This window comes from Paraburkholderia sediminicola (assembly GCF_902859805.1).
Classification (GTDB): Bacteria; Pseudomonadota; Gammaproteobacteria; order Burkholderiales; family Burkholderiaceae; genus Paraburkholderia; species Paraburkholderia sediminicola.
Map to the genome: position 1 here is coordinate 168,967 of NZ_CADIKC010000007.1, position 14,098 is coordinate 183,064.

Annotated in this window: 12 protein-coding genes; 6 read left to right on the forward strand and 6 right to left on the reverse strand. The window is 61.4% G+C overall.

Annotation, left to right across the window (positions count from 1 at the left end; all coding sequences use genetic code 11):
• Nucleotides 1-744, forward strand: a complete 744-nt coding sequence (locus R8871_RS23870) for a lysozyme inhibitor LprI family protein (protein ID WP_175052682.1) — start codon at nt 1-3, stop codon at nt 742-744.
• 11 nt (nt 745-755) lie between these two features.
• Here R8871_RS23870 and R8871_RS23875 read toward each other — a convergent pair whose 3' ends face one another.
• The 4 genes from R8871_RS23875 to zwf all read right to left on the reverse strand — a co-directional run bounded on the left by R8871_RS23875 (nt 756) and on the right by zwf (nt 6,962).
• Nucleotides 756-1,682: a bestrophin family protein gene (locus tag R8871_RS23875; protein ID WP_175052683.1), complete on the reverse strand. Its 927-nt coding sequence runs from the start codon at nt 1,680-1,682 to the stop codon at nt 756-758.
• A 1,018-nt stretch (nt 1,683-2,700) separates the two neighbouring features.
• Entirely contained in the window at nt 2,701-4,617 is a 1,917-nt protein-coding gene (locus R8871_RS23880; protein ID WP_175052684.1) for a bifunctional transcriptional regulator/glucokinase, read from the reverse strand.
• Nucleotides 4,595-5,302 carry a 6-phosphogluconolactonase gene (gene pgl / locus R8871_RS23885; protein ID WP_175052685.1) on the reverse strand — a complete coding sequence of 236 codons (708 nt, stop codon included), beginning with the start codon at nt 5,300-5,302 and terminating at the stop codon, nt 4,595-4,597. Before pgl ends, R8871_RS23880 begins: the two co-directional genes overlap by 23 nt.
• A 196-nt stretch (nt 5,303-5,498) precedes the next feature.
• Nucleotides 5,499-6,962: a glucose-6-phosphate dehydrogenase gene (zwf, locus tag R8871_RS23890; RefSeq protein WP_175052686.1), complete on the reverse strand. Its 1,464-nt coding sequence runs from the start codon at nt 6,960-6,962 to the stop codon at nt 5,499-5,501.
• A gap of 533 nt (nt 6,963-7,495) precedes the next feature.
• Here zwf and R8871_RS23895 point away from each other — a divergent pair.
• The 4 genes from R8871_RS23895 (at nt 7,496) to R8871_RS23910 (ending at nt 11,946) form a co-directional block, all read left to right on the forward strand.
• The gene (locus tag R8871_RS23895) at nt 7,496-8,743 is read left to right on the forward strand and encodes an ABC transporter substrate-binding protein (RefSeq protein ID WP_175052687.1); all 1,248 of its coding nucleotides are present in this window, start codon (nt 7,496-7,498) and stop codon (nt 8,741-8,743) included.
• Between the two features lie 198 nt (nt 8,744-8,941).
• The gene (locus R8871_RS23900) at nt 8,942-9,880 is read left to right on the forward strand and encodes a carbohydrate ABC transporter permease (protein ID WP_175052688.1); all 939 of its coding nucleotides are present in this window, start codon (nt 8,942-8,944) and stop codon (nt 9,878-9,880) included.
• Nucleotides 9,870-10,727, forward strand: coding sequence for a carbohydrate ABC transporter permease (locus tag R8871_RS23905; protein WP_175052689.1), 858 nt, complete (start codon nt 9,870-9,872; stop codon nt 10,725-10,727). Before R8871_RS23900 ends, R8871_RS23905 begins: the two co-directional genes overlap by 11 nt.
• A 103-nt stretch (nt 10,728-10,830) precedes the next feature.
• Nucleotides 10,831-11,946 (forward strand): ABC transporter ATP-binding protein, encoded by a 1,116-nt coding sequence (locus R8871_RS23910; RefSeq protein WP_175052690.1) that lies wholly within the window; start codon nt 10,831-10,833, stop codon nt 11,944-11,946.
• A 139-nt stretch (nt 11,947-12,085) separates the two neighbouring features.
• Here the strand turns inward: R8871_RS23910 and R8871_RS23915 are convergent, their stop codons facing one another.
• Entirely contained in the window at nt 12,086-13,003 is a 918-nt protein-coding gene (locus R8871_RS23915; RefSeq protein WP_175052691.1) for a LysR family transcriptional regulator, read from the reverse strand.
• 111 nt (nt 13,004-13,114) lie between these two features.
• Entirely contained in the window at nt 13,115-13,774 is a 660-nt protein-coding gene (locus R8871_RS23920; RefSeq protein ID WP_175052692.1) for a glutathione S-transferase family protein, read from the reverse strand.
• Nucleotides 13,775-13,858: 84 nt separating this feature from the next.
• Here R8871_RS23920 and R8871_RS23925 point away from each other — a divergent pair, with 84 nt between their 5' ends.
• Entirely contained in the window at nt 13,859-14,008 is a 150-nt protein-coding gene (locus R8871_RS23925) for a hypothetical protein (protein ID WP_175052693.1), read from the forward strand.
• Nucleotides 14,009-14,098: the final 90 nt, after the last annotated feature.

The window sequence follows — 14,098 nt, forward strand, 5'->3', positions numbered from 1 at the left end:
ATGTGGGTGGGGAAGTCCTTGCCGGGTGCTGACGGCTGGCGGCGCGCGTTTGGCGCGCTGACCCTGACGTCGGCGCTGTCGGTGGCGGTGTTCGGCATCGCGCCGCTTCAGGCGCATGCCGAAGTCGCCGCTGCCGACCCGATCGACGCGTCGATGCGCACCTGTCTTGCGCGCAGCGACATGTCGTCGACGGCGGGGCAGGTGCAGTGCATGGACAACGCGCGAATCGGCTGGAAGGCCGCATTGGACGGCGCCTGGCAGCAGCTTCAGGCGAAGTTGCCGCCGGCGCAGCGCAAAGCATGGGAAAAGAGCCAGGCAAGCTGGCTCGCCTCGCGCGATGTCGAGAAGCAGTTGCTCGCTGCCGTGTTCGCGACCACTCACGGCTCGATGTATGTGCTGGCCGAAGCCGATATGCAATTACAGCCGGTGCGTGACCGCGCGCTTGCGCTGCGCAGCGCCTTGGCCAGGGTCAGTGCCGGCGGCGGGGATCCACCGCGCCGTCCGCGCGCCTGTACGGCGGACGCGCAATGCGAACACGCGATGTTCGATCTGAATCGCTATTACAGCCGCTTGCAGGCGAAGATGCCGTCGCGCTCGCGTCCGACGCTTGCGCGTGCTCAAAAGGCCTGGACCGCGTATCTCAACGCCGCTACGCCGGTGATCGATGAAAACAGCCGCATCGATATCATTGGTGCGCGGGTGGCGACGCTCAAGCGCTTGTCAGAGACGGTCGGCAACAACTGAGTGTTCGCGGCTTACGTGAGCACGTAGGTTTCGGCTTGCGACGACGGCCGTGCAAGGGCCGGCTCTCCTAGCAGATCGCGCATGGCGTCTTCGATGCCGAGCGACATTGTTTCGAGCGCGAGGTCGTTGTCGTCGGTGCCGAAGGGCTCTTCGATCTGCGAGGCGATCGCTTCGTGCGCCATGAACGTGTACGCGACGAACACGGCGAAGACTGGCGTGAAGATGCCGATACTGTCGACCAGTCCGAACGGCAGGGACGCGCAGAAGAAATACACCGTGCGGTGAATCATCACCGAGTAGGCGAAGGGCAGCGGCGTCGACACGATGCGCTCGCAACCGCCGATCACATCCGACAGACCATTCAGATTCCGATCGAAGGCGAGCACCGCCATCGGATCGATCGTGCCTGCTTGCGCGTGGCGCTGTACCCATTCCCCGAGAAACAGCAGGAGTGTTGCCGGTTTGTAGCGCGACGCTATGACGCGGTCAAAAAGCGCTTTGGGCAGGCGTGCCGCGAGATCTTCACGCGGGTCGCTATTGCGGAGTTGGTGGCGCAGGGCGTGGGGGAGTGCGCTGAGGGCGGCGACGAACTCCTTGATGTCTTCCTTTGGCAACTGTTTATTTTGCAGCGTGAGGGCCTGGCGGGTGAGCGAGCGGGACTCGTTCAGGAGCTGCCCCCAGAGCTTGCGGGCTTCCCACCAGCGGTCGTAGCTGGCGTTGTTCCGGAAGCCTAGAAAGACCGCCAATGCTATGCCCAGCAACGAGAATGGGGTGGTGGTGTTGAGATTGAGCGAGACCGGCAGCAGGTGGTCGTGGGCGGCGACTGCGACGATCGCGATGCAGAAAATGAGGAATAGCCTTGGGAGCAGTTGCGGGAGGACGGAGCCTCGCCAGGCAAGCAGCATGCGGAACCAGTGGAGGTGAGGGCGGATGATCATCGCAGCGGGGTTTTTGCCTTCGGCGGGTGGGGATTCTATTATCGCTAATGGTGTTGGGGTATGGTTTTTTTTGCCTTTTGCGGCGCTTGATTGTCAGTGTTCCTGGGGCTTTGGGCTTTCCTTGTTTTGTTAGTGGTCTATTAGCGTTCCCCCTGTGCGGGGGGGGCACCTACTTTTCTTTGCTTGCCGCAAAGAAAAGTAGGCAAAAGAAAGCGGCTCAAACCGCTAATGCTAAGTGGGCACCGTAGCCTGCAACGGGTGGTGGTGCATCTGGAATCCGTGTTCTCGAGCATTCCACGCTAGTGACAAAGGAGTCATCAGCTCCCACTCCGCACTGTGTGCGTCGCGGACGGGTATGCATGGGAAACCACGGGCTTCGGTTGACGTTTGTGAGGCCATCGGCTTCGCCTCGGCGACGCGCGTCTGCACTCTCCCGCGAACCCCCACTTCAAATGATATGTCGGTGTGCTGAATCACCGTCCCACTCACGACCACAGTCCCAGCCGCGGATACCGTTGCGGTTGTCGTTCCACTCGTGAAGACGATGATGGTGAGGCGGTGCGATGACGAGCCACGACCTGTTGGCGAGGCGTGGGCATCAAAACGTAGCGGGGGGGGTTAAGAATTACTCTTCGGCGCGCGGAGCGCCGCCGGAAGTATGACGCCCGTGTCACTGGTGTCGAATGCGGGAGAACCCAGATTCCAGATGCACCACTACCCGCAGAAAACCACGGGCCCCGCTTAGCATTAGCGGTTTGAGCTGCTTTCTTTTGCCTACTTTTCTTTGCAGCCGGCAAAGAAAAGTAGGTGCCCCCCCGCACAGGGGGAACGCTAATAGACCACTAACAAAACAAGGAAAGGCACCAAAGCCAGAACAAGGAAAGGCACCAAAGCCAGAACAAGGAAAGCCCAAAGCCCCAGGAACACTGCCAAAAAGCGCCGAGCAGGCAACAACCCTAAACCAAACGCCAACGCCGCAGGCAACCAACCCCCCTGCAACGAAGGCGCAATCCAACCTTCAATCCCGCGGCGAAGAAGCCGCCCCATGACTTAACCAATCAAGCACAGCAGTAGCATCATCATCCGCGCCCTGTCGCGCCTTAGCGACCGTCTCAGCCACATCCGCGCTAGGCACAGCGCGCCGGATCGCCACACCAACAGCAAGAATATCGATCATGACGAGATGCAGAATCCGCGAAATCATCGACAACTGCGACTCGCGAATCTCGATGTGATCGGTCTCCAAAGCAACGGTAGCCCGCTTGGCCAGCGCCGTGTTGCTGGATGTAATGGCAATCACCTTCGCCCCCGCCTGCATGGCGACGTCAAGCACGCGCAGTAACTCAGGCGCACGTCCCGACTTGGATACGGCCACAATCACGTCGCCCTTGCCCAGCAGCGCAGCAGACGCCGCCTGCATATACAGATCGCCGTAGGCAATCGTCGGGATACCAAACCGGAAGAACTTGTAGTGCGCGTCCTGCGCGACGATGTTCGAATTGCCGAGTCCATAAAACTCGATCCGCCGCGCACCGTTCAACAGATCAATGGCCCGCTCGACCTGGTCGAAATTCAAATGCTCGCGCAACTGCAAAATCGCCGACACGGTGTTGTCCAGCACCTTCGCGCCGAAGTCCGTCGCGGTGTCGCCCAGATGCACCTGGCTATGACTCACCGGAATCGTGCCGGTCAAACCCGTCGCCAGCTTCAGCTTGAAATCCGACAAACCCTGGCAGCCGAGCGAGCGGCAAAAGCGGATCACTGTCGGCTGGCTCACGTCGGCCTTGCGCGCGATATCCACGATCGGATCGTTGATGATCGAGCGCGGATGATTCAACGCGAGATCGGCCACGCGGCGCTCGGCCGGCGTCAACGCGTCGCGCATCTGGCGAATCCGCTCGAACACGGCCGATGAACTGCCGCCCGCGCGGTTCGACAACTGCTCCGCGAGAATCGCCGACACACCCAGAAACGCCGGGTATTCAGCGGTAATCACGTAAGTTGGCACGTTCTGTAGATACGCCTCGAAGCGGCCCTTCGCCTCGAACCGTTTGCGAAACGACGAACGCGCGAAGAACTCGCCGAGCCGCGGCACGACGCCGCCGCCAATGTAGATGCCGCCCAATGCGCCGAGCGTCACCGCGATATTGCCGGCGAAGGTGCCAAGAATTCCGCAGAACACGTCGACGGATTCGGCCGCGAGCGGCTCGCCTTCCATCGCGCGCTTGACGATCTCGATCGTGTCGACGTTCGCCGCCACGCGTTTCTTGTCGCGGCCCGCCAGTGCGCGGTAGATCACTTCGAGGCCGGGACCCGCCGCCACACGTTCGAACGAGACGTGTGACCATTTCTTGCGTGCGTATTGCAGCACGATGTCTTCGCGTTCGTCGGCCGGCGCGAAGGTGGCGTGGCCACCTTCGCTGCCGAGCGCGATCCAGCGGTCGTCGGCGGGAATCAGGCCGGACACGCCCATGCCGGTGCCCGGACCGAGCAGGCCGATCACGCTGTTCGGACGGCGCGAGCCGCCGCCCACCTGCACGCGCTGCGCGTCGGTCAGGCCGGGCAGCGCCATGGCCAGCGCGGTAAAGTCGTTCACCACCAGCAAGGTGTCGAAGCCGAGCGCGCGGCGCGTGGCTTCGATCGAAAAGCTCCAGTCGTGATTGGTCATGCTGACCTGATCGCCGTCGACCGGATTCGCAATCGCAATCGCCGCGTGATTCACGCGGCCGATCTTGGTGTCCTTCAGATACTTCTTGATGACTTCGGCAACGCCCGGATAGTCCGCGCACGGATAGACCTGCACCGAGCCGATTTCGCCCGGGCTGTATTCGAGCGCGAAACGCGCATTGGTGCCGCCGATGTCGGCGAGCAGCCTCGGTCCATCGGCGTGCTGGCCCGCGCCCGGAACAGCCTTAGTTTGCACACCAGTAGACATCGAGTCTCACTCCCTTGTCGTTTGCCAACTGCGAGATGGCATTTTTTTGTAGCGCAACGGTGGCGGCATTGAGCACGTCCATCTTGCGCGGTCCTGCGATCAGCAAAAACAGATGCTTCACTTCTTTCAATGCGGAGAGCGACCAGCTCACACGCGCATGCGGCGCGCTGCCGGGATGCACGGCAACGAAGCGCTCGGGGGTGGTGATCGCGTAGTCCCATTCGGGCGCATCCGCGAAAATCGACGCAGTGTGGCCGTCTTCGCCCATGCCGAGAATCGCGACGTCCGGCACGGCGCTAAAGCGCGGGTCGGCGTTCAGCGCGGCAACGTGCGCGTTCAGGTCTTGCGTGGCGTCGACCAGCGGCCAGAAAGCGGCATTTTTCGCGGCGTTCTGCAACAGCGTGTCGTGCACGAGTTGCGAATTGCTCGCGCTGTCCGTTTCCGGCACCCAGCGGTCGTCGACCAGCGTCACGGCAATGCGCGACCAGCCGAAGGATTGCGTGGACAACGTCTGCAGGAACGGCCGCGGGCTGCTGCCGCCGGACACTGCAAGCATGGCCGGGCGCGCGTCGTTGGTTGACGTAGCCGTCTGTGCGGCGAGCGACGCATGTAACGCGTCGCCAACCGCCTTCGCCAACGCGTCGGATTGGGCGCGTTGATCGTCGAAAGCGTGAAGCTCGATCACTTCTCCTCCGTGCTGCTTTCTTGTTAGATCTGCGGAATGTGCCGTCCTGCTCTCACGCGATGCCTGCAAGTGGGATGACTTGCAGGCGCCTTCGTGATACCGGCGCCATTCCGTTCAGTTCGTCGGTGGGTCTTGCAGGCGCCGTGCCGTGCCTCGATCGGGATCGCGCATGGTACGACGCCGTAATTCAGTTGATTCAATTCTCTTCTTCGAGCCAGCAGGTGCCGTGCTGCGCCAACATCGCGCTCGCCGCGGCCGGCCCCCACGTGCCTGCTGCATACGGCTTGGGCGGCTTGTTGGCGGTAGCCCATTCGTTGAGGATCGGTTCGACCCAACGCCATGCCGCTTCCTGCTCGTCGCGCCGCACAAACAGCGCGAGGCGGCCGTTGATGACATCGAGCAGCAGACGTTGATACGCCTCCATTTGTCCTTCGCGGAAGAAGCGGTCGAACGCGAGGTCGAGGTGGACGCTGGCGAGGTTCATACCTTCGCCTGGCTGCTTCGCGAGGCAGTAGAGGCGAATGGTTTCGTTCGGCTGCAGTCGGATCACGAGACGGTTCGCACCGCCGCGCAACGCGGACGCGCCCAGCGCCGAATGCGGCACCGCACGAAAATTCACCACGATCTCGGCGACGCGATCCGCGAGGCGCTTGCCTGTGCGCAGGAAAAACGGCACACCGGCCCAGCGCCAGTTTTCGATTTCCACCTTCACCGCAACGAAGGTTTCGGTGTTGCTGTCCGGCTTCACGCCAGGCTCGGTTGCATACGCCGGCACCGCGCTGCCGCGGATCACGCCCGCATGATACTGGCCGCGCACGGCGACCTTGCCGATATCGCGCGGATCGATCGGCTTCAACGCGCGCAGCACGCGCAGCTTTTCGTCGCGGACCGAGTCGGAATCCATGGAATGCGGCGGTTCCATCGCGACGATGGAAAGCAGTTGCAGCAAGTGGTTCTGCACCATGTCGCGCAACGCGCCGGTGTTGTCGTAGAAGTCTCCGCGCGCTTCCACGCCGAGTTCTTCCGCAATCGTGATCTGAATGCTCTCCACCCATTCGCGGCGCCACAGCGGTTCGAACAGCACATTGCCGAAGCGCAGCGCGAGCAGGTTCTGCACCGGCTCCTTACCGAGGTAGTGGTCGATCCGGTAGATCTGTTCTTCAGCGAAGATTTCACCGACTGCATCATTAATTGCGTTGGACGACTTGAGGTCGTAGCCGAGCGGCTTCTCCAGCACGATGCGCGAATTTTCGTTGAGTCCCACCGACGCGAGCGCGCGGCAGATCGGCACGAACAGCGACGGGCCCGTGGCCAGATAGAACACCCGGATGCCGGCGCGGCCGCTCAAGGCGTCGCGCAGCAGCGTGAAGTCTTCGGGGTTGCCGAGATCGATCTTCACGAACTCGATACGGTCGAGGAAGCTCGCCCATGCTGTTTCATCCACACCGTTCTTCGACACGTGCGGTTTGACGTGCTCATTGACCCAGTCAATGTAGGCCGCACGATCCGCTATATGCCGCGCCACCGCGACGATCTTGCCACTGTCGGCCAGCATGCCGCCTGCACGGTGCGCTTCATACAGTGCCGGCAGGATCTTGCGCATCGACAGGTCGCCGGTTCCGCCGAAGAGAACGAAGGTGAAGCTTGAATCGGTTTGCATGTGTCTCCGTCGATATCCTGGGGCCGCCGTGGGGACCGAAAAAGGGCGACCGTAGTCCGATAAAATATTTTTTGACACTGAATTGTAGTTTAACTACAATCCAAATCAAGAGGTAGCGCTAATTCGATGAAAAAAGCGTGCGCTGTGAGGCTAGATGCGCGTTTTCCCGAATCGGCAGGCGTCCCCTGCATGTTAACGGACATTGCGTGCGAGCACGTGCCAGCATGCCCCCGGCGGCCCTTACGGAAGGCCGGAAAGCTGATCTGGCGTCAGGGTTAACGTGCAAGGCACCTCGAGTCTGCCGCGCGCGACGCGGGCAGGCAAAAATCAAAAGAGGAGACAGTCAGTTGCATCCCGAACCACTCATCTCTTGAGCTTCCAGCGGCCGGATATCGGTCCGCCGGCACATGCCTTAACGCATGCGCCCGACCGTGCTCGATTGCCCAGTGTTTTGCCTGTTTGAACCAACCACAGCACCCTGGCGACATCAGGGGCCATTTGTTTTTTGTTCAGGTGTCTGGAGGAGATAAGCAATGAAATTTCGCGCGATCATGGGCGCTTTGTGCGCCGCAGGTCTGATGTGTGGCGTCTCGGCTGTGCAAGCTGCCGAGTCGATCGAAGTGTTGCACTGGTGGACTTCGGGCGGCGAATCGAAAGCCGTCGGCGTCCTCAAGGACGACATGACGAAGCAGGGTTACACGTGGAAGGACTTCGCGGTTGCTGGCGGCGCAGGTGCGGCTGCCATGACGGCACTGAAGACGCAGGTGATCTCGGGCAACGCGCCGAGCGCTGCGCAGATCAAGGGTCCGCTGATCCAGGACTGGGCTTCGCAAGGCGTGCTGGTGCCGATCGACTCGGCCGCAGCCGACTGGAAGAAGAACCTGCCGCCGGAAATCGACAAGATCATGCACGCGGACGGTCACTATGTGGCAGCGCCGTTCTCGGTGCACCGCGTGAACTGGCTGTACATCAACAAGGCAGCGCTGGACAAGGCAGGCGGCAAGGTGCCGACCACGTGGCCTGAGTTCTTCGCGGTGGCCGACAAGATGAAGGCCGCGGGTATCCAGCCGATCGCGATGGGCGGCCAGCCGTGGCAAGACCTGACGCTGTGGGAAGACGTGGTGCTGTCGCAAGGCGCAGGCTTCTACAAGAAGGCGCTGGTTGATCTCGACGAGAAGACGCTGACGTCGGATCAGATGGTCGGCGTGTTCGACACGGTCCGCAAGATCCAGGGTTACTTCGACGCGGGCCGCACGGGCCGTGACTGGAACCTGGCAACGGCGATGGTCATCAACGGCAAGGCCGGCATGCAGTTCATGGGCGACTGGGCGAAGGGCGAGTTCGCCAACGCCGGCAAGAAGGCGGGTTCGGACTACGTCTGCGCTGCGGTTCCGGGCACGGAAAAGTCGTACACGTTTAACGTCGACTCGTTCGTGTTCTTCCAGCAGAAGGGCCAGACGGGTGCAACGCCGGGTCAACTGGCGCTGGCCAAGACGATCATGTCGCCGGACTTCCAGGAACAGTTCAGCCTGAACAAGGGTTCGATCCCGGTTCGTCTGGGCGTGTCGATGGCCAAGTTCGACGACTGCGCGAAGAAGTCGTACGCGGATGAACAAGTGGCGATCAAGTCGGGCGGCTATGTGCCTTCGCTGGCACACGGCATGGCGCAACCGGATGCAGCAGCCGGCGCGATCTCGGACGTGGTCACGAAGTTCATGAACTCGCAGCAGGATTCGAAGAGCGCGGTTGCTGCGCTCGCGAAGGCTGCGAAGACCAAGTAAGTAGCGTCAAGCGAAGTAGTGCGCCTGGTCGTTCCCTGCGGGGGCGCCGGGCGCGTTCTTCGGAATGCTTGCAGCCGTTGCGTTACTTAGGGCGAGACACTTCACCCCTGGTTTCATCGAGTCATACCTATGCCGTTCCGGTCTCGCGTCTTTCGTGAGCGAGCGCCCCGGCGGTACAGTTTCAGCAGGAGTCGAGTAGTGACTGCTTCTATCAGCGGAAACGGGAAAACGGCCACCGTGACCCGCCGCACGTCGCCGATGGCGGCCCTTGCCGATCGCTGGATTCCGAAGCTGGTGCTCGCACCCAGCGTCGTGATCAGCCTGATCTTTGTGTACGGCTTTATCGCTATTACCGGCTATCTGTCGCTGTCGAATTCGCGGCTGATGCCTCGTTATGAATTTGTCGGTCTCGACCGTTATCGCGAACTGTTCGATAACGATGTGTTCTGGACTTCGGCTGCCAACCTCGGCTGGTTCGGCATTCCGTTTATCGGTATCTGTATCGGCCTCGGCCTGTTCCTCGCGATCCTGCTCGATCAGCAGATCCGCAATGAAGGCGCGCTGCGCGCCGTGTTCCTGTACCCGATGGCGCTTTCGTTCATCGTGACGGGTACCGCGTGGCAATGGATCATGACGCCGAGCGTCGGCCTTGAAAAGGTGTTCCACGACTGGGGCTGGACGAGCTTCTCATTCAGCTGGCTCGGCGACCCTGATAAAGCGATTTTCTGCGTCGTGATCGCGGCCGTGTGGCAATCCACCGGCTTTGTGATGGCGCTGTTCCTCGCGGGCCTGCGCGGTGTCGACGGTGAAATCTTCAAGGCCGCGCAAATGGACGGCGCGGGCTTGCCCACCATCTATCGCAAGATCGTGATTCCGAGCATGCGCCCGGTGTTCTTCTCCGTGCTGCTGATTCTCTGCCACATCACGATCAAGACCTTCGACCTGGTGGTCGCGTTGACCGCGGGCGGTCCGGGTACGTCTTCATCGCTGCCGGCTATTTTCATGTACACGTTTTCGTTCAATCGCGGGCAGCTGGGCGTCGGCGCTGCATCGTCGATGATGATGCTCGCCACCGTTGTGGCCGTGCTCGTGCCGCTGATGTATCTGGAATCGAGGAGCACCCGCAATGCAGCCTAAGATGACGATCAGCCGTGCCGTCATTTATGCGGCCTTGATTCTGTTTGCCCTGTATTTCCTGTTTCCGCTGTACGTGATGCTGTCCACGTCGTTCAAGGACATCGATCAGCTGCGCTCCGGCAACCTGCTCACGCCGCCTACTCACTGGACCGTCGACCCGTGGATCAAGGCGTGGAGCGGTGCATGTACGGGTGTGCGCTGCGACGGCATGCAGCCGTTCTTCATGAACTCCGTGCGCATGGTGATTCCGGCCGTGCTGATCTCGTCGATCATCGGCGCGTTCAACGGTTATGTGCTCACGCACTGGCGCTTCCGCGGCGCGGATCCGATCTTCACGATGATCCTGGTCGGCTGCTTTATTCCGTTCCAGGCAATCCTGCTGCCGATGGCGCGTTTCGAAGGCCTGCTCGGCCTGTCGAATTCGATTACCGGTCTGGTGGTGGTGCACGTGATCTACGGTATTGCCTTCACGACGATGTTCTTCCGCAACTTCTACGTGAGCATTCCGGCTGAACTCGTGAAGGCCGCGCGGATCGACGGTGCGGGTTTCTTCACGATCTTCACGAAGATTCTGATGCCGGTGTCGCTGCCGATTTTCATGGTGTGCCTGATCTGGCAATTCACGCAGATCTGGAATGACTTCCTGTTCGGGATTGTGTTCTCCGGTGTCGATTCGATGCCGATCACGGTGGCGCTGAACAACCTCGTGAACACTTCGACCGGCGTGAAGGAATACAACGTGGACATGGCCGGCGCGATCATCGCGGCATTGCCGACCTTGCTCGTCTACATCGTTGCCGGCCGCTATTTCGTGCGCGGTTTGACGGCGGGCGCAGTCAAGGGTTAAGCCCGGGCTAACCATACGCATCGCGGCGGCGCTTCGTTGATAATGCGCCGCCGTCATCCGACCAGAGTTTTCAAGCAGTACCAGAGACAAGAGGATTCACAGCATGGCAAGCCTTTCCATCCGTGACGTGTACAAGACTTACCCGAATGGGGTGCCGGTTCTGAAGGGTGTCAACATCGACATCGAAGACGGCCAGTTCCTGATTCTCGTTGGCGGCTCGGGCTGCGGTAAGTCGACGCTGCTCAATATGATCGCCGGCCTCGAAACCGTGACCAAGGGCGAGATCCAGATCGACGGCAAGACGGTGAACAACCTCTCGCCGAAAGATCGCGACATCGCGATGGTGTTCCAGTCGTACGCGCTGTATCCGTCCATGACGGTGCGCGAGAACATCTCGTTCGGCCTGGGTATCCGCAAGGTGCCGAAGCAGGAGCAGGCGCAGATCGTCGACCGCGTGTCGAATACGCTGCAGATTACGCACCTGCTGGACCGCAAGCCGGGTCAGCTCTCCGGTGGCCAGCGTCAGCGCGTGGCCATGGGCCGTGCGCTCGCGCGCGATCCGGTGATGTTCCTGTTCGACGAACCGCTGTCGAACCTCGACGCGAAGCTGCGTATCGAAATGCGCTCGGAAATCAAGCTGCTGCACCAACGCCTCGGCACGACGATCGTCTATGTGACGCACGATCAGATCGAAGCCATGACGCTCGGCGACCGCATCGCGGTGATGAAAGACGGCATCGTCCAGCAGTTCGGCGCGCCGCAGGAAATCTACGACTCGCCGGCGAATCTGTTCGTGGCCGGCTTTATCGGCGCGCCGCCGATGAACTTCATCCAGGGCAAGCTGGTGGAGCAGGGTTCAGGCGTGGGCATCGAACTGGATACGGGCACGGCGCGCAATGTGCTGAATCTGCCGTTCGATTCCGCGAAGGTGAAGTCGCACATTGGGCGCGAAGTGATTCTCGGCTTGCGCCCTGAGCGGATCACCGACGCACGTGGTGCGCACGGCGACCACGCGAACCTGCAGGCAATCGATGTGAACGTCGACGTGATCGAGCCGACCGGTCCGGACACGCTGGTGTTCGCGCAGGTGAACGGCAAGCGCATTGTGAGCCGCGTGCACCCGGCTTCGAATCCGCAGCCTTTGTCGACTGCGACCTTGTTGTTCGACGCGTCGAAGGCGGTGTTGTTCGACCCGACTAATGAAGAGCGGATTGCCTGAGGCGAATTATTCGCTGAGCGATTCGCGTTGAAGAAAGGCCCCATGCGTTGTGAGACGCATGGGGCCTTTCTTCATTTGCCGCGTGTTGTTTGCGTCGGATTGCAGCGGGCCCGGAACATCGCGCCCCTGCGGCACGACGTCAAGCGTCCTTGATGCGCAGATCCGGATTGTTCCGCGCCAGCTCGGTGACCCACTCGGTGAAGGCGCGCAGCCGTGAACTCAGATTGCGGCGATGCGCGTACAGGATCGACAGCGGCGTGCCGGGGCTCTTGTAGTTCGTGAGAATCTCCTTGAGCGCGCCTTGCGCAATCAGATCCGCGACCATGAAGCGCGACGGCTGGATGATGCCGTGGCCAAGCGCGCTCGCGCTGATGTAGACGCTGCCGTCATTCACCGCGAGCACGCTTTTCAGCGTGACCTTGGCGATCTCGCCATCCACCTCGTATTCGAACGGAAAGGTCTTGCCGCTGCGTGCGGAAACGTAGTTGACCGCGCGATGCTCGCTGAGCTCCTCGAGCGTGGTCGGCGTGCCGTATTGCTCCAGATAGGCGGGCGACGCGCACGTCACGATCCGCGCCTCGCCGATGCGCCGCGCGACGAGACTCGACTCTTCCGGCGTGCCCATGCGGATCACGCAATCCACCCCGTCCTGAATCAGATCGATGTTGCGATCCGCCAGCCCAAGACGCACGTCGATCTCGGGGTATTGCCGGTAAAAGTCGTCGAGCGCGGGCAGCAGCAACGCACGGGCGAGCGTGCCGGACGTATCCACGCGAATCGTGCCGCTCGGATGTTCGCGCTTGTTCGACAGCGACGACTCGGCATCGGCGACTTCGGCGAGGATGCTCACGCAGCGGTCGTAAAACAGCGCGCCGTCTTCAGTGACGCTGACCTGCCGCGTCGAACGGTTCAGGAGCCGCACGCCGACGTGTTCTTCCAGGGCCTGAATGGTCCGGCTGACTTTGGCGCGAGGCAGGTCGAGCGACTCGGATACTTTGGTGAAGCTGTTCGCCTCGACCACACGCGTAAATATCTCCATCGCTTCGAAACGGTCCATGTTTTGCCTTATGAGTGATGGGCGGAAGTGGGTTTCGAAGTGAAGTGTATCGCTTGGAAATAGTGTTGGCGCGCTCGTGTGCTTATGTCGGACCCGAGCGCGTCCGTACGATCAATCCCGATCGGGCGCGCCAAGCGGGAATAGCGGGCGATACGGGCGTGCCTCGTCGACTGCGCGAGCGAACGATGGCCGGGCCAGCAGCCGCTTCCGGTAGGCGAGCACGTGCTCAAAAGCCGGGCCGATGCGATGTGTCCAGTCGGCGTAGAAGAGGAACGGCGCGGCGCCGCAGTCGGCGAGGCTGAAGGTATCGCCGGCCGCCCATTCGCGCCCGGCCATGACCTTGTCGAGCCAGCCGTAGGCGGTGTCGAGCATGCTGCGGGCTTCGGCCACGGCCCGCGGATCACGCTCCGGCTCGGCGCGCAGGCTGTCGTACACGATCTTTTGCTGCGGCGTGGAGATGTAGTTGTCGAAGAAGCGATCCATGCTGCGCACTTCCAGCGCGGCGCGGGCGTCGGCCGGCAAAAGCGGCACCGGGCCCGGGTGATACAGGCCGAGATACTCAATGATGATGCTCGCCTCCATCACGGTCCGGCTGCCGTCGACCAGCACGGGAAAGCGCTTGATGGGCCAGAGCGCGGCGAACTCCGCCATGACCTGCGGGTCGTCGTGCGCCAGCAGGCGCAGCTCGAACGGCGTGCCGTTTTCGTAAAGCGCGGTCAGCACCTTCTGGCAGTAGGAGGAGAAGGGGTGGGCATAGAGCTTCAGGGTCATCGGGGTCACCTAGGGCGGTTTGCGAGGAGCGCTGTGGCGCGACGACGGCCGGAGGGGCCGTTTACCTGACGACGAACGAGAGCGATGGGAATCGACAATCTCACGACAACCCCGAAAATTTTAGCGGAAGACGAATGGTCATCCGTATCCGGCAAAGGCTGGACGCTGGAAAAAGCCTTTGCGCCGCGATTTGTTACGACAAAACGTCACAAACTTTCCAGAAATATCGTGTAACATTTGAAAAAATTGTAATAAATCGACGTGACCGCGACATCACCGGTTCGCCGCCGCCATCAGAAAGACCACCGGGGCGTCACGTAATAA